Below are 24,001 nucleotides of genomic sequence, written 5' to 3' on the forward strand. Positions count from 1 at the left end.
GACACAGGATAACCTGGGTCTCTTTTGCTTATAAAAAGGCTACAATACCAATGTAAGAATAATAAAAAACCTAAATCCTGTTAAAAGATTTAGGCTAGCGCGCCCGGAGGGATTCGAACCCCCGACTCATGGTACCGGAAACCATTGCTCTATCCCCTGAGCTACGGGCGCATATTCTATTCTAATGTAAGCAAACAAGCACTATTATAACGGATTTCAATCATTAATTCAATTGTTAATTATTTTATGAAAAATAGTTACTATTTCAGGATTATTATTCTTTTCAATAAGTTATTCAATCATTCAGCTTAAATCTCTATAAATTTATTATAAAATCCATTCATAAATTGATTTTTTATCTGTTATAATAGTGAGTAAGGTTTATTTTACCAACGACATGGGTACGATACAATTAGTAATAGTAAAATAAAGATCAACATGATATGTGTTTTGTTTGACCTTTATTGACCATTTAGGTACTATATACATAGTGACCATATTCATGGATTAAGTGATGATTTTAAAGGAGGAATTTCCAATGAATTTAATACCAACAGTAATTGAACAAACAAACCGTGGAGAACGTGCATATGATATTTATTCTCGCCTGTTAAAAGATCGTATTATTATGCTAGGTAGTGCTATTGATGATAATGTAGCAAATAGTATTGTTGCACAACTCCTTTTCTTAGAAGCAGAAAGCCCAGATAAAGATATTTCTATCTACATTAATTCACCAGGTGGTTCAATCACCGCAGGAATGGCTATTTACGATACAATGCAGTTTATTAAACCAAATGTATCTACTATTTGTGTAGGAATGGCAGCGTCAATGGGTGCCTTCTTGCTAGCAGCTGGTGCACCTGGAAAACGTTATGCTTTACCAAACAGTGAGGTAATGATTCACCAACCATTAGGCGGAACACAAGGGCAAGCTTCTGATATTCAAATTCATGCAAATCGAATTCTTGAAATGCGCCAGAAGCTAAATCAAATCCTTTCAGATCGTACGGGACAACCGATTGAAGTTATTGAAAAAGATACAGATCGTGATAACTTCATGATTGCACAGAAAGCAAAAGAATATGGTTTAATTGATAAAGTGTTAGAGAAAAAACCGACTGAATAATATAAAATAAAAAAAACAGGGCTTGTATGTATGATAGCCCTGTTTTTTTAATGATTAATCTGTAATTACCTTTTCCGCTTCTAAAAATGTAGATAACGTCTCGATGGCTTGTTGATCATCATTGCCGTTAGCAATTAAATGAATGGTGGAATGTTTTTTGATACTAAGACCTAATAATCCCATAATACTTTTTGCATTTACTCGCCTATTTCCTTTTTCAATAAAAATCTCTGATGCAAATGCATTTGCTTTTTGTACAAATAGTGTAGCAGGTTCAGCTTCTAACCCTGGTGTAACACCAACTAATACCTCTTTTTCTACCATTACCTTTATCTCCTCTCTAATAAAAAAGATAAAACATATAACACTCTTAGCTTATGAGTGGTATAACTAAATTATAACAGAAAACGCTTACATAAACATTATAAAAAAGTAAAAATTTTAAAGTTTTAGGTATAGTTCACTAATAATTTAGGAACAATTAAATAAAGAGATGAATGAAGAAAGGTGAGTCATCATGGACAAACAAAACATTCAGGTAGAACTTGATAACATAAGTCATATGTTGCAACATACACAACAAAACGTCATGGAAGCACAAGGTGAAAAAGAACAATTAAACAGTTCCATTTTACAACTAAAAGAGATAGAGAGTCAGCTTGAAAAAATAAAGTTAAATCAAGAGATGGAGTCTAACCCTCAATTTCAACAAGCCTTTGAACAATTACATGATCTTAGAAGGAATATCAATCATTACCTTCAATAAATCTAAAAGAGCAAAGCTAGTGTCGATGACGCTAACTTTGCTTTTTTTATTCTTATTTATCGTTTCATAAGACAGAAAATTTTTTAATCATGGGCTGTATAAATATTTCATATTATATTTGTAAGATTGATTATGCTAAACTATATGTGTTAGAAAAATGGTAAGAGGGAGTGGTAGCTTGTATATAGATAACTTAAATAATTTAGAATTATATAGCACTCTTTCATTAAAATTGGTAGAAGATCGAATGCTAATTAATGCTGATTTTCGTAAAGATTTTGTGAAAGAAAACAAACTTATTCAACCTTTCTTTTATGTAACCATTTATGCGCGTGGCGGTAAAAGGATTAAGCTTATCGATGAGGGCACAGCAAAAATATACAATTTATCTAAATCAAACTTTTCGCAAGCTACTTACCAGCAACTAATCAAATTTGCTATGAAGTATTCTAAACAATTTAAGCATATAGTTGATTGAACCTCAGTGGTCGCTATCACATACTTTTTAATCATCTACACATAATAATGTTGGAGGTGATTTATTTTGAGTAAAAATAAAAAAAAGCAAACGGCAAGTCTTAGTGATGAACAAGCAATTAGAGAGACATTGCCGACACATTTTGATCATGAGTTTGCAAATGAGCCATTAACAGTTAATGAAAAGAAAAATAATAAAAAAACAAAAAAAAGACAATAGAAAAAATTTGTATAAATTAATTTATTAAACAATTAAATCATGTGAAAAATCAGTAAAGTGATTTATAAAATAACTATTTGTTCAATACACTAAAGGTGATTCTGGATTTTTCACTATTTGCAAGGGAACGCATAATGTAATATAACTAAATCATCACATCAATAGGAGGCGTATGTATGGCATTAAGTAATGAATTGGATTTTAATGAGCTGAATAAAAAAATACAACAACAAGAACAGACAATTGCTCAATTGGTTTCAATTATTGCAACATCTAATCGACGGTTAGATGAGTTAGAGAAAAAGCAAATTATAATGGAGCGTTCTGTTTCATCCTCATGCTCCACTTCATCTTATTTTGCTTAACAATATAATACATACGTCTTCGAACAAGCATCATTTGTCCCCTAAATGATGCTTGTTTTAATCTAATAAGCAGAAAAAGATTTTGTTTTATTATGATTAGGTTTATAATGAGATGAAACTTATTTCGTTTTTTTACATAACCGATTTAATTATAAAGAGAAAATCGAAGGGTATTGACGAATGTGTAAATGAAGCAAATTGAATTTGGGGGTGAGTGAATGAAATACATTTATTGGGTATTAATTTCACTTCTTATTATATGGGAAATGAACGCACTTCAGGATATTTTTGGATTTCATCGTTTTTGGCAATATACATCTAATATTTTCTTGATAGGATATTTTGCTTATCTTTTACAGATAAAAATATCACTAATACTATTTAAACAAAAATATCATCTTTTTAGAAACTAACAGATAAAATCTCAATAAAATATTCCATTCTTTGGGTGGACAGTTTAAATAAAATACTGTTACTTTAAAGGAAGGATATTTTTTTTGGGGAATTTAAAATGCATATATATTCCTGTTTTCAACCAACTTTATGTACTTTTTAGATATAAAAGTGTAACATTGATTAAGAATTTGTTTTTGTGTTTAGACATATTTTTAGATGAAATAGGGTACTGTAAAAGTGCTGGTGTTTATAGTTTAAAAAAGTATCTAAGGTGGAGGGATGATGGAATGACATTTGGTCAATCAAAAACGAGAAAAGTAGTTATTATTGGTGCAGGTTTTGTTGGATCAAGTTATGCTTATGCATTAGTCAATCAAGGAATTGTTAATGAATTAGTATTGATTGATCTAAATAAAGAACGTGCTGAAGGTGAAGCTCGTGATTTAAACCATGGTATGCCATTTGGTTTCCCAATGAGAATTCGCTCAGGCGACTATGAAGAGTGTAAAAATGCAGATTTAGTTGTTATTACAGCAGGGGCAAATCAAGCTCCTGGAGAAACGCGGTTAGATCTAGCTAATAAAAACACAAAAATTATGCAAGGTATTGTTAACAGTATTATGAGTAATGGATTTAATGGAATTCTTCTTGTTGCAACCAATCCAGTGGATATTCTTAGCCATGTAGCATTAGAAGCATCAGGTTTACCAAAAGAACGTGTCATAGGTTCTGGAACGATACTTGATACAGCAAGATTTCGCTATTTGTTAAGTGAATTTTATCAAGTGGATTCTCGCAATGTGCAAGCATATATAATAGGTGAGCATGGTGATTCAGAGCTACCAGTGTGGAGTCATGTCCAAATTGGAGGCGTGCCGTTAGAAGATTATGGTAATATAGAAGATGTTGAGAAAGATAAAGATATGAAACGTCTTTTTGAAAATGTGCGTGATGCAGCATATCATATTATCGAAAGAAAAGGTGCAACTTATTATGGTATTGGTCTTGGACTTGCGAGACTAACACGCGCTATCTTATACAATGAAAATTCAATTGTTACCGTTTCGACTTTATTTGAAGGACATTATGGTATAGAAAATGCTTATTTAGGTATTCCTGCTATTGTCAATGAATATGGAGTAAGAGAAATAGTACAACTTGATCTCAGTAAAAAGGAATTACAGCAGCTCCAAGATTCTGCAACAATTTTAAAAGAAATGACGGAAAAAGTATTACCAAATGCGTAAAGCGTCAAAAGTAACTTATTCAATGAAATATCCGAACGATTCAAATGATTCATCGGATATTTCATTTTCTACTATTGTTATTGATTAGTGTTTAGTGAACACTAATTCATTCAATTATTGAAAACAAAAGAAATTAGTTGAGGAAAATATGTACATCTGCTACAATAAGGGCTGTAGAGTTTTTTTGCTGTAAGCGGGACGTAAAATGACTAGAAGGGACGTTTTAATCCCAATAGATTTTTGAAAAGGAGTTAAAACATGAAGAATTGGATCGACGTTCAAAAGAAATTGTTCCCTGACTTAGTTGACGTTATGCAGCGAAGGTATAAAATTCTACACTTTATTCATGTATTAGAGCCAATTGGTCGTCGCAGCTTAGCAGAGCATGTTCATATGAAAGAGCGTATTGTTCGAAGTGAAATTGATTTTCTAAATAGTCAAGCATTACTTGAAGTAACAACAAAAGGTATGAAGGTTACAAGCTCTGGGCATCAAGTGTTACAGAAATTGGAAACGTTTATGAGTGATCTTTTTGGTTTCGATGTGTTAGAAAAACAAATTAAGGACACATTAAATCTAGAGCATGTTTTAATTATCCCTGGAAACAGTGATGAAGATCATTGGGTAAAGCAGGAATTAGGTAAAGCTACAGTTGATTATTTGAAAACAATATTGCAATCTAATCAAACAATTGCTGTAACAGGCGGTACAACAATGGCGGCTGTAGCAGAGATGATGCGTCCCTCAAATGATGTGAGTGGTTGTTTATTTGTTCCTGCACGTGGTGGACTTGGTGAACGAGTGGAAAACCAAGCGAATACGATTTGTGCCGAAATGGCAAAGAAAATAAATGGTGAGTATCGCTTGCTTTACGTACCTGATCCATTAAGTGAAGATACATACCAATCCATCATAGAAGAACCTTCTGTTAAAGAAATTTTACAGATTATTCGTCAAGCAAATATTGTTGTTCATGGTATTGGTAATGCAGTTACCATGGCAAAGCGTCGAAAAGCTTCTAATGATGTTTTACATAAGATTCAATTGGGTAATGCGGTTAGTGAGGCTTTTGGTTATTACTTCAGTGATAATGGAGAAGTAATTCATAAAGTTCGAACAGTAGGAATGCAATTAGAAGATTTGTCTAAAATAAGAGATGTCATTGCAGTAGCAGGTGGCAAAACAAAAGCAAAGGCAATTCATTCTTATTGCAAGCAGGGAAAAAGTAATGTGCTTATTACAGATGAAGCTGCAGCAAAAGAGTTAATAAAGGGTTTTTCCCTTTAAATATAATATACAATATACAAGGAGGAACAAAGAATGACTGTAAAAGTAGGTATTAATGGTTTTGGTCGTATTGGCCGTTTAGCATTTCGTCGTATCCAAGAAGTAGAAGGTATTGAAGTGGTAGCTATCAATGACTTAACAGATGCTGATATGCTAGCTCATTTATTAAAATATGATACTACACAAGGACCTTTTAAAGGTGATGTAGCTGTTAATGATGGTTATTTCACTGTTAATGGCAAAGATGTAAAAATTCTTTCTAACCGTAATCCTGAAGAATTACCTTGGGGAGATTTAGGTGTAGAAATCGTACTAGAATGTACAGGCTTCTTTGCTACAAAAGAAAAAGCTGAACTACATCTTAAAGGTGGAGCAAAACGTGTTGTAATTTCTGCGCCAGGCGGAAACGATGTTCCAACAGTAGTATTTAATGTGAACCACGATATCCTTAAAGGTGATGAAACAGTAATTTCTGCTGCTTCATGTACAACAAACTGCCTAGCACCAATGGCTCAAGTTCTTAACGATGAGTTTGGTGTTGTAGAAGGGTTAATGACAACTATTCACGCTTATACCGGTGACCAAAATACACTCGATGCACCTCATGCAAAAGGTGACTATCGTCGTGCGCGTTCAGCAGCTGCTAACGTTGTACCAAACACAACTGGTGCTGCTAAGGCAATCGGTTTAGTAATTCCTGAACTTAAAGGTAAATTAGATGGTGCTGCACAACGTGTACCAGTACCAACAGGTTCATTAACTGAGTTAGTTTCTGTATTAGACAAAAATGTAACAGTTGAAGAAGTAAATGCAGCAATGGAAAAAGGAGCAAACGAATCATATGGTTACAACGAAGATATGATTGTTTCTTCTGATATTGTAGGAAGTACATTTGGTTCCATCTTTGATGCTACACAAACAAAAGTAATGGACGTTGATGGTAAACAATTAGTGAAAACTGTTGCTTGGTATGACAATGAAATGTCTTACACTGCACAACTTGTTCGTACGTTAGAATACTTCGCTAAATTATAATCAATAAACGAATATTGCTTAGATCCTAATTAAGAAGATCGAAAAGCGGGAAGCCTTCGCGCTTCCCGTTTTCTATTTATACACTTTAAGAAGATGCTCAAAAAGTATATTCTTTTTTAAAATAGAAACTCGATTTACTTATAGTACAAACAAAGCGTAAACCTTAGTTTTTTTGAAAAAATGGAGGATTATAAAATGGCAAAAAAAATTGTGACAGACTTAGATGTTAAAGGAAAAAAAGTCTTAGTCAGAGCTGATTTTAACGTACCTATGAAAGACAATAACATTACAAACGACAATCGTATTGTACAAGCGTTACCTACAATTAAACATTTAGTTGATCAAGGTGCAAAAGTAGTTGTTTTCTCGCATTTAGGTAAAGTGAAAGAAGAAGCTGACAAAGAGGGAAAATCTTTAAAACCAGTTGCTGCTCGTTTAGGTGAACTATTAGGCAAAGAAGTTACCTTTGTTCCTGAAACACGTGGCGAAAAATTAGAAAATGCAATTGATGCATTACAAAATGGTGATGTGCTTGTATTTGAAAATACACGTTTTGAAGATATTGATGGTAAAAAGGAAAGTAAAAATGATCCTGAATTAGGTAAGTATTGGGCTAGTTTGGGTGATGTATTTGTCAATGATGCATTTGGTACCGCACATCGTTCTCATGCGTCTAATGTGGGAATTGCATCGAATATCGAAACAGCTGCAGGATTCTTAATGGAAAAAGAAATCAGATTTATTGGTGGAGCAGTTGACAATCCAAAACGTCCTTTTGTAGCCATTTTAGGTGGAGCAAAAGTTAGCGATAAGATTGGTGTAATTGAAAATCTACTTGAAAAAGCAGATAAGGTCCTTATTGGTGGTGGAATGGCTTATACATTCTTCAAAGCACAAGGAAAAGAAATTGGAAAATCATTACTTGAAGCTGATAAAGTTGATTTAGCAAAAGATCTACTTGAAAGAGCAAACGGTAAAATCGTTTTACCAGTAGATACAAAAGCTGCAGATGATTTTTCTAATGATGCAAACATTTCAGTTGTATCTTCTGATGCGATCCCTGCTGAACTAGAAGGTTTGGATATCGGGCCGGAAACAATCAAGTTATTTGAAAAAGAATTGCAAGGCGCACATACAGTGGTATGGAATGGTCCAATGGGTGTATTCGAAATGCCAAACTTCGCTGTTGGAACTGTAGGTGTATGTGAAGCAATTGCTTCATTAGAGGAAGCAACAACTATTATTGGTGGTGGAGACTCTGCTGCAGCTGCAATGGATCTAGGTTATGCAGATAGATTTTCTCATATTTCTACTGGTGGTGGTGCTTCACTAGAATATCTTGAAGGTAAAGAATTACCAGGCTTAGCATCAATAAATGATAAATAATATTTGAGCAGCAAATAACAGAGAGGGAGCATATTATGCGTAAAAAAGTAATTGCAGGAAACTGGAAAATGAATAAAGTATCAGCTGAAGCAGAACAATTTGTAGCTGATACAAAAAACAAAGTACCAAGTTCTGATAAAGTGGAAGCTGTTGTATGTGCACCTTTTCCATATCTACAAACACTTGTAAAAGAGAGTGCTGGTACTGATTTAGCAATCGCAGCACAAAATATGCACTTTGAAGATAATGGTGCGTTTACTGGTGAAGTAAGTCCAGTAATGCTAAAAGATATTGGTGTAACTTATGTCGTATTAGGCCATTCAGAACGTCGTGAATATTTTGCCGAGACAGATGAAACAGTTAACAAAAAAACGCATGCAGCATTTAACCATGGCCTAACTCCAATTGTTTGTGTAGGGGAAACGCTAGAGCAACGTGAAAGCAATCAAACAATGGATTTAGTTGCAGACCAAGTAAAAAAAGCATTGGCTGATCTTTCAGAAGACCAAGTTAAAGCTACTATTATTGCTTATGAGCCAATTTGGGCGATTGGAACAGGAAAAACTGCTACTTCAGAACAAGCAAATGAAGTATGTACCCATATTCGCAAAGTGGTTGCAGAAGCTGTATCAACTGAAGCTGGTGAGGCTATCCGTATCCAATATGGCGGTAGTGTAAAACCAGCAAATGTCGATGAACTTTTAGCGCAATCAGACATTGATGGTGCATTAGTAGGCGGTGCAAGCTTAGAGGCTGATTCTTTCTTGAAATTAGTGGAGGCTGGTGCAAAATGAGTCAAGATAAATTAGCAGCACTAATTATACTTGACGGATATGCGATCCGTGATGAATTAAAAGGAAATGCGGTAAAGCTAGCAAAAACACCCAACTTTGATCGTTTATGGAATCAATTTCCTCATAATCAGTTAACAGCTTGTGGAGAAGCAGTAGGATTACCAGAAGGCCAAATGGGTAACTCAGAAGTAGGTCACTTAAATATTGGTGCTGGACGTATTGTCTATCAAAGTTTAACACGCGTAAACTTATCTATTCGTGAAGGTGATTTCTTTGAGAACCAAATAATCATTAATGCAATGAATCATGCTAAAGAAAATGATAAAGCGTTACATGTGTTCGGATTATTATCTGATGGTGGCGTACACAGTCATATTGAACACCTATATGCTGTTTTAAAATTAGCTTCTGAAAAAGGCTTGAAAAAGGTGTATGTGCATGGATTTTTAGATGGACGAGATGTTGGTCAAAAATCAGCAAAAAAATACATCAAAGCTGCACAAGAAACGATGGATAAATACGGTGTTGGGGAATTTGCAACTATTTCTGGTCGTTATTACTCCATGGACCGAGATAAGCGTTGGGATCGTGTGAAGAAGTCATATGATGCCATGGTTTATGGAGAAGGACCAAAATATACAGATCCTTTAGAAATTGTGGAAGATTCTTATGCCAATGAAATTTATGATGAGTTCGTTATTCCTTCGGTTATAACAGATGAAAGTGGCCAGCCTAAAGCAACCATTGAAGATAATGATTCAATTATTTTCTATAATTTTCGTCCAGACCGTGCAATACAGATCTCTCGTACATTTGCAAATGAAGATTTTCGCGATTTTGATCGAGGAGACAAAGCGCCAAAAGACATCAAATTTGTCTGCTTAACACAGTTTAGTGAGACCGTTGATGGCATGGTTGCATATGAACCAGTAAATCTTGATAACACACTTGGAGAAGTATTGTCCCAAAATGATTTAAACCAATTACGCATTGCAGAGACAGAGAAATATCCACACGTAACTTTCTTTATGAGTGGTGGACGTGAAAAAGAATTTCCTGGCGAGAAGAGAATCTTAATTGATTCACCAAAAGTAGCAACCTATGATCTAAAACCTGAAATGAGTGCCTATGAGGTTACTGACGCACTATTAACGGAATTAGATGAGGGGAATCAAAATGCGATCCTTCTGAATTTCGCTAACCCTGATATGGTTGGACATTCAGGTATGCTAGAACCAACCATAAAAGCAATTGAGACGGTTGATGAATGCTTAGGTAAAATTGTTGATAAAATACTTGAAAAAGGTGGTCAAGCTATCATTACGGCTGACCATGGTAACTCTGATGAAGTTACTACATTGGAAGGTAAACCAATGACTGCTCATACAACCAATCCTGTTCCTGTCATTGTAACAAAAGAAGGAATTGAATTGCGTGATGGTGGTATCCTAGGTGACCTGGCTCCAACAATGTTAGATTTATTAGAAGTAGCCAAGCCAAAAGAAATGACAGGTCATTCACTAATAAAGAAATAATAAATTTTAAAAGGAAAAAGGAGAGTTAAACATTATGCCATATATTACAGACGTTTATGCACGCGAAGTATTAGATTCTCGTGGTAACCCAACAGTAGAAGTAGAAGTTTATACAGAATCAGGAGCTTTCGGATCAGCACTAGTACCAAGTGGTGCTTCTACTGGTGAGCATGAAGCAGTAGAATTACGCGATGGTGATAAAGATCGTTACCTAGGTAAAGGTGTATTGAAAGCAGTAGAAAACGTGAACGAAGTAATTGCTCCAGAATTACTAGGACTAGATGTAACTCGTCAAGTTGTTATTGATCAATTATTGATTGAAATTGACGGTACAGAAAATAAAGGTAAGTTGGGCGCTAACGCAATTCTTGGTGTTTCAATGGCAGTAGCACACGCTGCAGCAGATCACCTAGGTATGCCATTGTACACTTACTTAGGTGGATTCAATGCGACTACATTACCAACACCAATGATGAACATCTTAAATGGTGGGGAGCATGCAGATAATAACGTAGATATTCAAGAATTCATGATTATGCCTGTAGGTGCACCAACATTCCGTGAAGCATTACGTATGGGTGCTGAAATCTTCCATAACTTGAAAAAAGTACTTGGATCAAAAGGCTACAATACTGGTGTAGGTGATGAAGGTGGATTTGCTCCTAACTTGAAATCAAATGAAGAAGCACTTTCAACAATCATCGAAGCAATTGAAGCTGCTGGATATAAGCCAGGCGAAGAAGTAAAACTAGCAATGGATGTAGCTTCTTCTGAATTCTATGAAGATGGTAAGTACAACCTTAAAGGTGAAGGTGTTGTACGTACTTCTGCAGAAATGGCCGACTGGTACGAAGAAATGGTTGACAAATATCCAATTATTTCTATTGAAGATGGTCTTGATGAGAACGATTGGGAAGGACACAAAATGCTTCAAGAACGTATTGGCGATCGCGTTCAATTAGTTGGTGATGATTTGTTTGTTACTAATACTAAACGTCTTGCACAAGGTATTGAGCAAGGTGTAGGTAACTCAATCCTAGTTAAAGTAAATCAAATTGGTACACTAACTGAAACATTTGAAGCAATTGAAATGGCGAAACGTGCTGGTTACACAGCTGTTATCTCACACCGTTCAGGTGAAACAGAAGATGCAACAATTGCTGATATTGCTGTTGCAACAAACGCTGGTCAAATCAAAACAGGTGCACCTTCTCGTACAGATCGTGTAGCTAAATACAACCAATTACTTCGCATTGAAGATGAATTAGTTGGTACAGCAAAATATGCTGGAAAAAATGCATTTTACAACCTTAACAAGTAAAGAATAGCTAAAGAGGATGTAAGCCAATTACGGCTTACATCCTCTTTTTTTTTTTATTGACAATTATTATAGGATTGTGTAGGATAGAAAACGCGAATGATAATCTTTATCAATTGTAAATATAAAATGGAGGATAATACTATGATAAAAAAAATAAGTTTTTTACTAAGCGTTTTAATCTTCTTTACACTTACAGCTTGTGGAACTAATGAAGATACAACAGAAAAAGATGATGGTTCAACAAATAATAATACTACTAATGCGGAAGCAATTACTATTAAAGATGCATACGATGAAACGACATTTGAACAAGTACCTGAACGCGTTGTTGTGTTAGAATGGGTGTATGCAGAAGATCTTTTAGCGCTAGATCTACAACCAGTAGGAATGGCAGGTATTGATAATTATCATAAGTGGGTTAACATCCAACCTGAATTATCTGAAGATGTAGTCGATGTAGGAACCCGTCAAGAACCAAATTTAGAAGCAATTGCTTCCTTAAATCCCGATGTGATTATTACAGCTGGGTTCCGTCATGAAGCAATTATGGATAGTCTAGAAGGCATTGCACCTACTTTAGCTTTCAACCCTTATCCAGGAGAAGGCGAAGGAAATCAATATGAAGAAATGACAACAACATTTAATAAATTAGCGAAATTATTCAATAAACAAGACAAAGCAGAACAAGTACTTGGTAACATGAAAAATACCTTTGCAGAAACAGAACAAACGATAGCTGATGCTAACATTAACAATAAATCGTTTGTCTTATCCCAAGCTTTTAGTTCTGATAATAATCCAGTTATTCGTTTGTTCAAAGATAATGCGATGGCAGTGCAAATAATGGAACAAATCGGATTAGAAAACGCCTATGAATCAGAAGGCTTCCAATTATATGGATTTGATCAGGTGAGTGTAGAAGTGCTTCAGAATTTCCAAGATGCAAACTTTTTCTACATTGTACAAGAAAGCGACAATATCTTTACGAATCAATTAGCCGATAATCCGGCGTGGGAAAATTTAAAATTTGTAAAAGAAGGTAATACGTATCCATTACCCGGCGATACATGGACATTTGGTGGACCACTTTCAGCAGAAGTATTTGCTGAACAAGTGAAAGAATTATTAATTAAATAAAAATTGAGATGTGATCGTATGAAAAATACAGCAATAACTAATGGACTAAAAACGGCTCTAACCTTTGGGGGAGGGGCCGTACTTTTGGTTCTTTTTCTATTTATACATATTAATCAAGGAAGTGTAGAGCTTGCACCTTCTGTTATAGTGGATGCGATTTTTCAACCACAAGATATTTTGCAGCACCATACCGTTCGTTATTTACGATTACCTCGGGCAGTTATAGGGATGTTAGCTGGCGGAGCTCTAGCTGTTTCAGGGGTAATTTTACAAACAATAGCTAAGAACCCATTAGCTTCAGCAAGTACACTTGGCATTCATTCTGGTTCTTATTTTGCGGTAGTATTATCAACAGTTTTTATCCCATCTACTGTAACTTATAATGGCTTAATTATAGCCTTTTTAGGTGGAATACTTACTGCTGGTATTGCATATGTACTAGCTGGGACAGCTTCAGGTAATCAAGTGAAACTAGTACTTGCTGGTATGGTTATTACCATGATGTTTTCTGCATTCACTTCATTGCTACAATTGTTTTATGAAAATGAAACAGCAGGATTGTTTTTATGGGGATCAGGAACGTTAGTACAAAACAATTGGGATGGTGTTCAATTTGCCTTTCCGTTTATTCTTATAGGACTCTTATTTGCATTATTATTAGCGAAGTCTTTGGATATTTTTCGACTTGGTGAAGACGTTGCAAAATCGCTAGGTCAACGTGTTACAGGTATTCGATTAGCTGCTTTAATTATATCGGTATTTTTAACTGCTGTAACGGTAAGTGTGGTTGGACCAATTGGTTTTGTTGGCTTGATTGCACCACATTTAATTAAATTATTAGGCTATCAAAATCATTTCCTGCTAATCATTGGATCATTTATTTGGGGGGCTAATGTATTATTAGGTGCTGACATACTTGCGCGTATCATTGATCCTTCTTTTTCTGAATTACCAGTTGGGGCAATTACAGCGTTCATTGGCGCACCGTGGTTAATATGGCTTGTTTTACAGAAAAGAAAAGATACAATAGGAAACGATAAAACAAGTGCAATGTTAGTTGGTAAAATGAAGATACCTTTCTCACCAATGTTTATTCTTCTTTTTCTTGTTACTTGTTTAATTATCTTAATTACCATTGGTATGTCAACAGGCAATAATGGTATCCAACTAATGGAAAGTTTCCGCGCTCTAACAGGAGTTGAAAATACATTTATTAAGAATATCATTATAAATTTGCGGTTACCAAGGTTATTAGTAGCAGCTGTTAGTGGCGCACTCTTAGCAATTAGTGGCTTTATTTTTCAAGGTGTATTACGTAATCCTTTAGCAGACCCGTCCGTAATAGGAATTACTTCAGGAGCGGGGGTTGGTGCATTACTCGTACTTTACGTTTCAGGAATATCAGCAGTTTTTGTTCCGCTTGGAGCGTTCGGTGGGGCTCTACTAGCATTTTTAATTGTTATGTTGTTATCTTACCGGGCGAAATTCCAACCGACATTACTTGCTTTATTAGGAATAGGTGTTTCAGCTTTTGGTTCAGCTATTATTCAAATGTTAGTGGTAAATGCTGATATGGGTGTTGCTTCTGCCTTAACATGGTTAGCAGGGAGTACTTATGCCAAGAGTTGGTCAGAGTTATTCACTTATTTAGTTGGACCATTTCTATTGGTCATACCTATTTTACTTATTCAGATGAGGCAAATGGCTACATTGGCTTTAGGGGATGATACTGCAAAAGGGTTAGGAATGAGAGTAACACAAACAAGATTTTTATTAGCATTATGGGCCTCATTATTAGCTGCAGCAAGTGTAGCAGCAGTTGGATCTATTGGCTTTGTAGGGCTAATAGCACCTCATTTAGCTCGTATTGTATTAGGGCCTAATCAAAAGTATTTATTGCCGATTGTAGCCCTATTAGGAGCTGTAGTATTAATGTTTGCTGATATTTTAAGCAGAACATTGTTTGTACCTAAAGAAATCCCTTCTGGTATACTTGTTGCGTTAATTGGTGCACCGTATTTTTTATTTTTAATGTACCGTTCCAATCGCATTCGAGGGGCATAATCAAATTCGTTGGATTTCATATAGTGCAATTTAAAGAATTAAAAAAGGCTTCATTTCTAAAAATATAGAAGTGAAGCCTTTTTGTTATTATTGATTTGTTTTTTCGCGAATAAATGATTCTACTTCATCAGCTGTGTTCATGCTAAGTAATTGATCTTTGTATGATGCAAGTTCCTCTTTTGATAGGTCCTTGATTTGTGTGCGTGCTGGTAAAATAGATGTTGCACTCATACTGAATTCATCTAATCCAAGTCCAAGAAGAATTGGAATAGCAATGGAGTCTCCAGCCATTTCTCCACACATACCAGCCCATTTACCTTCAGCGTGTGCTGCTTCAATCACATTGTTTACAAGGTTTAAAATAGCAGGGTGGTATGGTTGATATAAGTATGATACTCGTTCGTTCATACGGTCAGCCGCCATCGTATATTGAATTAAATCATTTGTACCAATACTGAAGAAGTCAACTTCTTTAGCAAATTGACGAGCAATAACTGCTGTTGAAGGAATTTCTACCATGATACCAACTTCGATATCGTCAGAAACTTCTATGCCTTCTTTTTGCAGGTTGTCTTTTTCTTCAAGTAAAATTGCTTTTGCTTCACGGAATTCATTCAGTGTTGCAATCATTGGGAACATAATTTTTAAGTTACCATACGTACTTGCACGTAATAAGGCACGTAGTTGAACACGGAAAATATCATCACGCTCTAAGCAAAGACGAATTGCACGGAATCCTAAAAATGGATTCATTTCTTTTGGCAAGTCAAGATAGCTTAACTCTTTATCTCCACCAATATCTAATGTACGAACAACAACAGGTTTGTCCCCCATTTGTTCTAGTACAGACTTATAAGCTTCAAACTGCTCTTCTTCTGTCGGTAATTCACTTTTACCCATGTAAAGAAACTCTGTACGATATAATCCGACACCTTCACCACCATTATTGATCACACCAGTAACATCTTCAGGTGTACCAATATTGGCAACTAATTCCACATGTGAGCCTTCAGACGAAACGGTTGGCTCATCTTTTAATTGTGCCCATATTTCTTTTTGTTTCTCAAAGTCAGCTTGTTTTTGTTCATATTGCTTAATAACATCATCAGTAGGGTTAATAATTACTTGTCCATCAATACCATCTACAATCACAACATCATTTTCTTTAGCATCATTTGTAATTGTTTTTGTACCTACAACAGCAGGAATCTCCAGTGACCGGGCCATAATAGCAGAGTGAGATGTGCGGCCACCAATGTTTGTTGTAAAGCCTTTTACAAATTGCTTGTTTAATTGAGCTGTGTCAGATGGCGTTAAGTCTTCCGCAATAACAACAACTTCTTCATCAATAAGTGCTGGGTCAGGGAACGATACATTTAAAAGATGTGCCATTACACGCTTGGTTACATCTTGAATATCAGCAGCACGTTCACGCATATATTCGTTATCCATTGATTTAAACATATTGACAAACATGGTTGCTGTTTCATTTAAAGCAGATTCAGCATTTACTTTATCTGTTTTAATTTTTTCTTCAATTGGATTGATTAATTCTGGATCACCTAATACTAGCAAGTGAGCTGAGAAGATTTCAGCATGCTCATCACCTAAGGTTTTACGCGCATTTTCTTTAATTATTTCTAGTTCCTTTTTAGAAATGTCAAGCGCATCATTTAAGCGTTTTACTTCTGCTTCTACATCATCAACGACCTTTTCTTCAAACGAAAGGTCAGGAGCTTCTAACTTATATGCTTTGGCAATAGCAACTCCATTTGATGCTGCAATCCCTTTAATAGTAGTCATTAAAAATTACTCCCCTAGTCCTTCTTTTTTAATTACTTCATAAATAGCATCAATTGCTTCTTGTTCATCAGAGCCTTCTGCAATAATTTTAATTTCTGCATCTTTAGGAATACCGAGTGACATAACACCCATAATTGATTTTAAGTTAACTGATTTACCGTTGTATTCAACGTTAACATCTGAGGAAAAACTACCTGCTTTGTTAACTAGCACTGTTGCTGGTCGTGCATGAACACCTGTTGAATCTGTAATTGTAACAACTTTTTCTGCTGCCATAAAAAAAACCTCCTAAATGAATATAATTTTTATAGGTATACACTTCAGTACAATTTTACTCTGTTTTAAGGTGTAATTTCAAGAATTACACGAAAAACGATACATAATTGTACGATTTCATAAAAAGAAGGGATCATAGTTGCCTTTCTTTACATTATACCGCTACTACAATACCATTATATTAAGATGAAGTCTACTTCCATTTCATGAACAAAATAGTACAAATAGTTTTTAGTATAATCTTATTTATCTCTATTAGTTTAAGCATGTATATGTATATTTATTCTCATGTTATTCCATGGACATATCACTCATTGTTTTTGATGGTAAAAAAATTTGGTTGTATCCGTTGTCATAACTTTTAAAATAAACTTGCGTAGTAATGGGTATTTATGCTACATTATCTTTATGTATTAGTGCGTCTTAGGAGGTGTGCGCAACCATGCAAGGAGTTGCGATTACGTTATTAATTGTTGATGCAGTAGCACTTATTGTTTTAGTTTTATTACAATCAGGAAAAAGTGCCGGTTTGTCAGGTGCAATCTCTGGTGGTGCAGAACAACTATTTGGTAAACAAAAGGCACGTGGAATTGATGCAGTATTGCACCGTGCAACAGTTGTTACAGGAGTATTATTATTCCTATTAACATTTGCAGTTGCTTATATTTTATAATGTATGCAAAAACCCTCTTATTATTAAAATAATAAGAGGGTTTTTGATATATTTGAGAACAGAGTTTCCAATTCAGATATTAGGAGTGTATCCTTATTTTTGATAAGATATATAAATAAATTAATGGTAGAATTGGTAAGTTAGAAAGGAAGAACTAATAATGAAAATAAAAAAACCCCAGCCTTTTACGTTTGAAGAAGGTGAAAGAGCGGTATTATTATTACATGGATTTACTGGGCATACGGCAGATGTTCGTATATTAGCAAGATTTTTACAAAAAAAAGGTTATACCACACATGCACCTATCTATCGTGGACATGGCGGTTCTCCTGAAGATTTAATACATGTTCAAGCTTCTGAGTGGTGGGAGGATGTGAAAACAGCATATACCCATTTAAAAGAGTTAGGCTATAAAAAAATTGCTGTAGCAGGTCTCTCACTAGGCGGTGTACTTGGACTGAAGCTTTCTTATTCGGAACCGATTACAGGTGTTGTTCCAATGTGTGCACCGATGTTTTTTGATCATACATCTCAACTTACTAAAGGGTTTCAATTATATGCAAGACAGTATAAACAAGCAGAAGGGAAGGATCATCAAACAATTGATACGGAAATTAAACAATTATTAGATCAATCCAGTATGTTATTCCAAGAACTAGGCGAGACAATCACAGAGGTACAGAAACATGTAGATCAAATCTATACACCAACATTTGTTGTACAAGCTGAAGATGATCAAATGATTAATACAGATAGTGCACATTACATTTATGAGAATGTAGAATGTGATCAAAAATCAATTAAATGGTATCAAGATGCTGGACATGCGATTACATTAGGACAGAAAAAAGATGAAGTTCATGAAGATATTTATCAATTTTTAGAATCATTAGATTGGTCTTAATCCATAATATAATTAGACCTGTCTAGTAGAAAGAAGGTGAAAGAATGGAATTAAAAGAAATGCAACAAGCATTAATCGATTATTTTAAAACAGAAGCAACAAAGCCATTAACCGTACAGGAGCTTGAAGAAGGCTTACCGTTAGAAAACGCTGATGAGTTTAAAATGCTAATGAAGGTACTTAATGAATTGGAGGAAAAAGGGGAGTTAGTGCGCACGCGTAAAAATCGTTATGGCTTACCTGAACGAATGAATCTAATTCGAGGACGTATTCAAATGCATGCAAAAGGTTTTGCATTTTTAATCCCGGATGATGAGGAGCAAGATGATGTGTATATTAATCATTCTGACTTACAATCAGCGATGAATAATGATATCGTTCTTGTGCGTGTTGATGGGAGAGATGAATTAGGCCGTCGTCCAGAAGGTGTTGTTATTCGTATCGTTGAACGTGCGACAACACGTATTATTGGTACCTATGAAGATAATGGTAACTTTGGTTTTGTCATTGCAGACGATAAACGTATTCCAAATGATATTTTTATACCAAAAAATGCGTCAAATGGTGCGGTTACGGGACATAAGGTTATTGTCGATATAACTAAATTTCCAGAAGAACGAATGAGTGCTGAAGGTGAAGTATTAGAGATACTTGGTCACAAAAATGATCCGGGTATGGACATTATATCAATCATTTACAAGCATGGCATTCAAGTGGATTTTCCTGAAGATGTATTAGAACATGCAAAACAGATACCTGATCAAATTCATCCGTCCGAATTAAACAATAGACGTGATTTACGTGATGAAATGATTGTGACGATTGATGGTGCGGATGCTAAAGATTTAGATGATGCTGTAACCGTAAAAAAATTACCTAACGGAAATTATAAGCTTGGTGTGTATATTGCAGATGTCTCTTATTATGTCGAAGAAAATTCACCAATTGATAAGGAAGCTATTGATCGGGCAACGAGTGTTTATTTAGTAGACCGTGTGATTCCAATGATTCCGCATCGTTTATCTAATGGGATTTGTTCTTTAAATCCACAAGTAGATCGATTGACTTTAGGGTGTGAAATGGAAATTGACAAGAGCGGTGAAGTCGTACATCATGATATTTTTCAAAGTGTTATTCGTACAAATGAGCGAATGACTTATTCGGATGTAAATAGCATACTTGTCGATCAAGATGAAGCGTTAAGAGATCGTTATCGAGAGCTTGTTCCAATGTTTGAGGAAATGGAAGAATTGGCAGAAGTATTACGTAGAAAACGTTTCGGACGTGGAGCCATTGATTTTGATTTTAAAGAAGCACAAGTATTAGTGGATGCTAACGGGAAAGCGGAGGATGTGGTTATTAGAGAACGTTCGGTTGCTGAGCGACTAATTGAAGAATTTATGCTCGCAGCAAATGAAACAGTAGCTGAACATTTTCATTGGATGGACGTGCCATTTATTCATCGTATTCACGAGGATCCAGATCCTGATAAATTACAAAAGTTCTTTGAATTTATTGGTCAGTTAGGATACTCGGTAAAAGGAACAGCGAATGAGATTCATCCACAATCCCTACAAAAAGTGCTTGAAATGGTTCAAGGTGAACAAGAAGAAATGATCATTTCTAAATTAATGTTACGTTCCATGAAACAAGCAAAATATGATCCGCAAAGCATTGGACATTTTGGATTAGCGACAAATTTCTATACACATTTTACATCTCCGATACGACGTTATCCTGACTTAATTGTGCATCGGCTAATTCGAACATATTTAGTTAACAAGCAAATGGATGAAAAAACACAACATCACTGGAAAGACCGAATGCCAGAGATTGCAAAGCATGCTTCGGAGAAAGAACGTGCAGCAGTCGATGCAGAACGAGAAACAGACGACTTGAAAAAGGCAGAATACATGCAAGATAAAATCGGGGAAGAATTTGATGGTGTGATTAGCTCAGTAACAAATTTTGGTTTGTTTGTTGAACTGCCAAATACAGTAGAAGGGCTTGTTCATGTCAGCTATTTAACGGATGATTATTATCATTTTGATGAACGTGCATATGCGATGATTGGGGAGAGAACAGGAAACATTTTCCGTATTGGTGATGAAATTACTGTTAAAGTAGCAAATGTAAATATTGAAGAGCGTGCAGTGGACTTTGAAATTGTTGGGATGAAGCCTAGACGTGTTCGTTCAGCAGGAAATAATGAAACTTCTAATAGAGAAGAGAGAAGAAAAAAAGACAAACCTGCTAAGGAAAGAAAGAACAAGGGAAAAATGAAACCACCAAAAGCATCTAAAAAGAAAAAAGCTAAAAAGAAAAAGTAATAAAAATAGGAATGCACAATCAACGTGTTGTGCATTCTTTTCGTGTAAGACGTATTCGACCTAGCAATATTTCGTTATCTTAAAGTTGAACATTAATCCATTTACCATATAGGATCCATCCATCTGAGACATCAAACAGTTTTATATTGGGAATATTAGCTACACCTTCTTTTGAAAAGTCGAACCAAGGTCGAGGGTGTAGTCCGTCATGATTCACATGATGATTTATAGTATTCCAAAAGCCAGCTTGCTCAAAATGGTCATTCCAAAAATATTTCACGTGAGCGAACCATTCTCTTTTTTGATCATTTTTAATAATCATGAAACGGTCGTTTGTCGGATTAAGATAAAAAGTAGAGTGTGCTAATTCTTCATCCGTAAGCAATGCATCAGAGTATGGCATTGGATAGTAACATTCAAACGGATAAACGTGTAGTGCATTTTCTATCTTTAATTGCTTTATTAACTTGCGCTTGTCTGTTAAAGAAGTTATTTTCGTCCAAATCTCTCCTTCTTTACCTTTTATAATAGTGTTAGCTTTTACAGGAAAGGAATAAAGTGTGGTGAGCTCATCTAAATGGAGTTTTTTCAATACTTTTCTAGCTCTGTAATTATGTATATTAGTATTGGCGCCAATCCAATTCACACTAGAAGTATGTATAAGCATGTCAATTATATATGCAAGAAGACTTGTTGCATGTCCATTTTCACGAAATCGAATATCGCTACGCAAGCGACCTAACATAGCATATCCACCTGGGAATATCGAATAACCAGCAATCGATACTAATCTATTCTTATCAAACCAGCCAAATAAAGCTTGGGTTTTTGATTGGATTAAATCGGGGAAAATGTGTAGTACATAATCATCTTGTATACCTGTTTGCATATTTCTTACTAAATCATAATCATCTATGGTTAATGGACGGAAAGGTAATAATGGTTCATTCATTGTCTATACCTCCTAAGAAATCATGCATATAGTATATTTTCTATCATCGCATATAGAAAACTTTATTGTCTATGAATAAGCGTTGTCACTTTAGATTGAACCTGTTAGAATAAATGTCATGTAGGAAGAGGAGGAAGTTGCTTATGCCAAAAGGTCAAGGACAACTGATAGCTCAGAACAAGAAAGCAAGTCATGACTTTTTTATTGAAGATACGTTTGAAGCTGGCCTTGTTTTACAAGGAACAGAAATAAAATCGATTCGTGCCCGCAGAGTAAATATGAAGGATAGTTTTGCGCGTATAGATTATAAGGGAGAAGCTTACTTGCATAATATGCATATTTCTCCTTATGAACAAGGAAATCGTTACAATCATGAACCAACAAGAGCAAGAAAGTTATTGTTACACCGAAAAGAAATTGATAAATTGATTGGTGAAACACAACAAGCTGGTTACTCGCTTGTCCCATTAAAAATTTATATTAAAAATGGTGTGGCAAAAGTACTTATTGGATTAGGTAAAGGGAAGAAAAAATACGATAAAAGAGAAGACTTGAAACGAAAGCAAGCAAAACGTGATATGGATCGAGCAATTAAAAATAATTATTAGATCTGTCGTTTGGGGAGATGAATATTTCATCCCCCATAGTGCCACCAATTGCAGTCATAACAGCGCCAATCGCTTGGATCCAACTCCCGAGCGTATTTATTAATGTAGCATTTGTTTTACTTTGTGAAGAAAGGGCTTGTAGACTGTTACCAATTACTTGTAATAAGTTTCCGATCCCATTGTACAATACATCCCGACTATTTTTTTCTTTCCAATTTTCCGAAAAACAAACAGCCCCTCCAAGTGCTTGTAGTAGATTTCCTTTTGTATCTAATCCCTCTTTAGTAGTTTGATCAACAGGTAGGAGGAAGGATGCAACTACTGTAGTGTTTCCTATAGCTTGTATTTCGTTTCCGATACTATTAAGGTCTTCAAGGGTGATTGTTTCAACTTGGATTGCGTTTCCAGTTGCTTGAAGTACATTTCCAATTAGATCAAAATCTTCCTTTATTTTAGATGGAATAGGGATGTTAGGAGTATTACCTAATGCTGATAGGACTGTACCGATTGCTTGCACCCATCCACCAAAAACGATATTCTCTTGTTTGCTCATAAAGTAATCACATCCAACAACTATTTAATTAGTATAGTTTATGAAGAAAGTGTGTATTACGCGTTGGCGGTTATTCTATGGGATAATTTAACACGGCTCATTTACTTGAAATTAGAAATAGATTTGTTATAATAAATAATGTAATAGTAAAACAAACAATTTTATATGATATAGGCTTTTTCTAGCCATATCCGTTTGTTCCTTTATTTTATGGGGACGTTACGGATTCGACAGGGGTAGATTGAGCTCAGGTTGCGTGTCGAGGTTACGTCTCGTTAAACGTTACACGCCAATAATAACTGGCAAAGAAAACAATTTCTCTTTAGCAGCTGCGTAAGTAGCACTAAAGGATCCTTCCTACCATCGCCCGTGTGGTAGATTGAAGGGTCTCAACTGAAGCGGGATACGCTGGCGTCCACCGTCTGAGGATGTCCAGAAGAGATGAATCAGACTAGCTTCTAGGAAGCCTGTTGGTAGGCTGAATAGTTAGTGAATTAGAGTATACCAACTACGCATGTAGACGCCTGAGTGGCGATATCTCTGGACGTGGGTTCGATTCCCACCGTCTCCACCAATACATACTTGGTGGTTTTTTATTTTAGTGATAATATTTTTATTGAATTGAATAGAACCATGTAAGTTTTGAAGTTGCCTCCAAATCTGGAGTGCGGCTTTTTTTTATGGAATTTCACATTAATTGTTAGGCTTATATTCGCCTTTTTTTATACCTAATCTATAACTTG

23 protein-coding genes, 1 tRNA gene and 1 other RNA gene are annotated in these 24,001 nt (G+C 35.3%); 19 read left to right on the forward strand and 6 right to left on the reverse strand.

The window, feature by feature from the left end; genetic code table 11:
- Positions 1-98 precede the first annotated feature (98 nt).
- Positions 99-171, reverse strand: a tRNA-Arg gene (locus BN1058_RS03545).
- A 367-nt stretch (positions 172-538) separates the two neighbouring features.
- Here BN1058_RS03545 and clpP point away from each other — a divergent pair.
- The gene (gene clpP / locus BN1058_RS03550) at positions 539-1,129 is read left to right on the forward strand and encodes an ATP-dependent Clp endopeptidase proteolytic subunit ClpP (protein ID WP_090852958.1); all 591 of its coding nucleotides are present in this window, start codon (positions 539-541) and stop codon (positions 1,127-1,129) included.
- Between the two features lie 54 nt (positions 1,130-1,183).
- Here clpP and BN1058_RS03555 read toward each other — a convergent pair whose 3' ends face one another.
- Positions 1,184-1,453: an HPr family phosphocarrier protein gene (locus tag BN1058_RS03555; RefSeq protein WP_090852961.1), complete on the reverse strand. Its 270-nt coding sequence runs from the start codon at positions 1,451-1,453 to the stop codon at positions 1,184-1,186.
- Between the two features lie 193 nt (positions 1,454-1,646).
- Between BN1058_RS03555 and BN1058_RS03560 the strand changes: the two genes are divergently transcribed.
- From BN1058_RS03560 to BN1058_RS03625, 13 genes are all read left to right on the forward strand, one after another.
- Positions 1,647-1,895, forward strand: a complete 249-nt coding sequence (locus BN1058_RS03560) for a hypothetical protein (RefSeq protein WP_090852964.1) — start codon at positions 1,647-1,649, stop codon at positions 1,893-1,895.
- Positions 1,896-2,073: 178 nt separating this feature from the next.
- On the forward strand, positions 2,074-2,373 hold the full coding sequence (locus tag BN1058_RS03565) for a hypothetical protein (protein ID WP_090852967.1): 300 nt from the start codon (positions 2,074-2,076) through the stop codon (positions 2,371-2,373).
- Positions 2,374-2,439: 66 nt separating this feature from the next.
- Positions 2,440-2,592 carry a small acid-soluble spore protein O gene (sspO, locus tag BN1058_RS03570; protein ID WP_090852970.1) on the forward strand — a complete coding sequence of 51 codons (153 nt, stop codon included), beginning with the start codon at positions 2,440-2,442 and terminating at the stop codon, positions 2,590-2,592.
- Positions 2,593-2,768: 176 nt separating this feature from the next.
- Positions 2,769-2,957 (forward strand): hypothetical protein, encoded by a 189-nt coding sequence (locus tag BN1058_RS03575; protein ID WP_090852974.1) that lies wholly within the window; start codon positions 2,769-2,771, stop codon positions 2,955-2,957.
- 683 nt (positions 2,958-3,640) lie between these two features.
- On the forward strand, positions 3,641-4,600 hold the full coding sequence (locus tag BN1058_RS03585; protein ID WP_090852980.1) for an L-lactate dehydrogenase: 960 nt from the start codon (positions 3,641-3,643) through the stop codon (positions 4,598-4,600).
- Positions 4,601-4,858: 258 nt separating this feature from the next.
- A complete protein-coding gene (locus tag BN1058_RS03590; RefSeq protein ID WP_090852983.1) occupies positions 4,859-5,887 on the forward strand; it encodes a sugar-binding transcriptional regulator in 1,029 nt (342 codons plus the stop codon).
- Positions 5,888-5,920: 33 nt separating this feature from the next.
- On the forward strand, positions 5,921-6,922 hold the full coding sequence (gene gap, locus BN1058_RS03595; protein WP_090852986.1) for a type I glyceraldehyde-3-phosphate dehydrogenase: 1,002 nt from the start codon (positions 5,921-5,923) through the stop codon (positions 6,920-6,922).
- 195 nt (positions 6,923-7,117) lie between these two features.
- Complete coding sequence (gene pgk / locus BN1058_RS03600) at positions 7,118-8,308, forward strand: phosphoglycerate kinase (RefSeq protein WP_090852990.1); 1,191 nt, start codon at positions 7,118-7,120, stop codon at positions 8,306-8,308.
- Between the two features lie 35 nt (positions 8,309-8,343).
- A complete protein-coding gene (gene tpiA, locus BN1058_RS03605; protein WP_090852993.1) occupies positions 8,344-9,102 on the forward strand; it encodes a triose-phosphate isomerase in 759 nt (252 codons plus the stop codon).
- Entirely contained in the window at positions 9,099-10,637 is a 1,539-nt protein-coding gene (gene gpmI / locus BN1058_RS03610; protein WP_090852995.1) for a 2,3-bisphosphoglycerate-independent phosphoglycerate mutase, read from the forward strand. The genes tpiA and gpmI overlap by 4 nt, the downstream gene beginning before the upstream one ends.
- A 34-nt stretch (positions 10,638-10,671) precedes the next feature.
- Entirely contained in the window at positions 10,672-11,958 is a 1,287-nt protein-coding gene (gene eno, locus BN1058_RS03615) for a phosphopyruvate hydratase (RefSeq protein WP_090852997.1), read from the forward strand.
- A 141-nt stretch (positions 11,959-12,099) separates the two neighbouring features.
- A complete protein-coding gene (locus tag BN1058_RS03620) occupies positions 12,100-13,095 on the forward strand; it encodes an ABC transporter substrate-binding protein (protein WP_176694435.1) in 996 nt (331 codons plus the stop codon).
- A gap of 18 nt (positions 13,096-13,113) precedes the next feature.
- Positions 13,114-15,159, forward strand: coding sequence for an iron ABC transporter permease (locus tag BN1058_RS03625; RefSeq protein WP_090852999.1), 2,046 nt, complete (start codon positions 13,114-13,116; stop codon positions 15,157-15,159).
- Between the two features lie 87 nt (positions 15,160-15,246).
- On the opposite strand, the gene ptsP is transcribed toward BN1058_RS03625, so the two are convergent.
- Both ptsP and BN1058_RS03635 read right to left on the reverse strand, forming a co-directional pair.
- Entirely contained in the window at positions 15,247-16,962 is a 1,716-nt protein-coding gene (ptsP, locus tag BN1058_RS03630; protein ID WP_090853003.1) for a phosphoenolpyruvate--protein phosphotransferase, read from the reverse strand.
- A 6-nt stretch (positions 16,963-16,968) separates the two neighbouring features.
- Positions 16,969-17,238: a phosphocarrier protein HPr gene (locus tag BN1058_RS03635; RefSeq protein WP_090853006.1), complete on the reverse strand. Its 270-nt coding sequence runs from the start codon at positions 17,236-17,238 to the stop codon at positions 16,969-16,971.
- A 442-nt stretch (positions 17,239-17,680) separates the two neighbouring features.
- Here BN1058_RS03635 and secG point away from each other — a divergent pair, with 442 nt between their 5' ends.
- The 3 genes from secG (at position 17,681) to rnr (ending at position 21,145) form a co-directional block, all read left to right on the forward strand.
- Positions 17,681-17,911, forward strand: coding sequence for a preprotein translocase subunit SecG (gene secG / locus BN1058_RS03640; RefSeq protein WP_090853009.1), 231 nt, complete (start codon positions 17,681-17,683; stop codon positions 17,909-17,911).
- A gap of 160 nt (positions 17,912-18,071) precedes the next feature.
- Positions 18,072-18,815 (forward strand): alpha/beta hydrolase, encoded by a 744-nt coding sequence (locus BN1058_RS03645; protein WP_090853012.1) that lies wholly within the window; start codon positions 18,072-18,074, stop codon positions 18,813-18,815.
- Positions 18,816-18,874: 59 nt separating this feature from the next.
- The gene (rnr, locus tag BN1058_RS03650) at positions 18,875-21,145 is read left to right on the forward strand and encodes a ribonuclease R (RefSeq protein ID WP_090855957.1); all 2,271 of its coding nucleotides are present in this window, start codon (positions 18,875-18,877) and stop codon (positions 21,143-21,145) included.
- 79 nt (positions 21,146-21,224) lie between these two features.
- On the opposite strand, the gene BN1058_RS03655 is transcribed toward rnr, so the two are convergent.
- On the reverse strand, positions 21,225-22,097 hold the full coding sequence (locus BN1058_RS03655) for a hypothetical protein (protein WP_090853015.1): 873 nt from the start codon (positions 22,095-22,097) through the stop codon (positions 21,225-21,227).
- Between the two features lie 143 nt (positions 22,098-22,240).
- Between BN1058_RS03655 and smpB the strand changes: the two genes are divergently transcribed.
- Positions 22,241-22,705 carry an SsrA-binding protein SmpB gene (gene smpB / locus BN1058_RS03660; protein WP_090853018.1) on the forward strand — a complete coding sequence of 155 codons (465 nt, stop codon included), beginning with the start codon at positions 22,241-22,243 and terminating at the stop codon, positions 22,703-22,705.
- On the opposite strand, the gene BN1058_RS03665 is transcribed toward smpB, so the two are convergent.
- A complete protein-coding gene (locus BN1058_RS03665; RefSeq protein WP_090853021.1) occupies positions 22,689-23,258 on the reverse strand; it encodes a DUF6944 family repetitive protein in 570 nt (189 codons plus the stop codon). The two genes, smpB and BN1058_RS03665, sit on opposite strands and share 17 nt — an antisense overlap.
- 212 nt (positions 23,259-23,470) lie before the next feature.
- Between BN1058_RS03665 and ssrA the strand changes: the two genes are divergently transcribed.
- Positions 23,471-23,832: a transfer-messenger RNA gene (ssrA, locus tag BN1058_RS03670) on the forward strand.
- Positions 23,833-24,001 lie beyond the last annotated feature (169 nt).

The organism is Paraliobacillus sp. PM-2 (assembly GCF_001368815.1).
Lineage (GTDB): Bacteria > Bacillota > Bacilli > Bacillales > Amphibacillaceae > Paraliobacillus.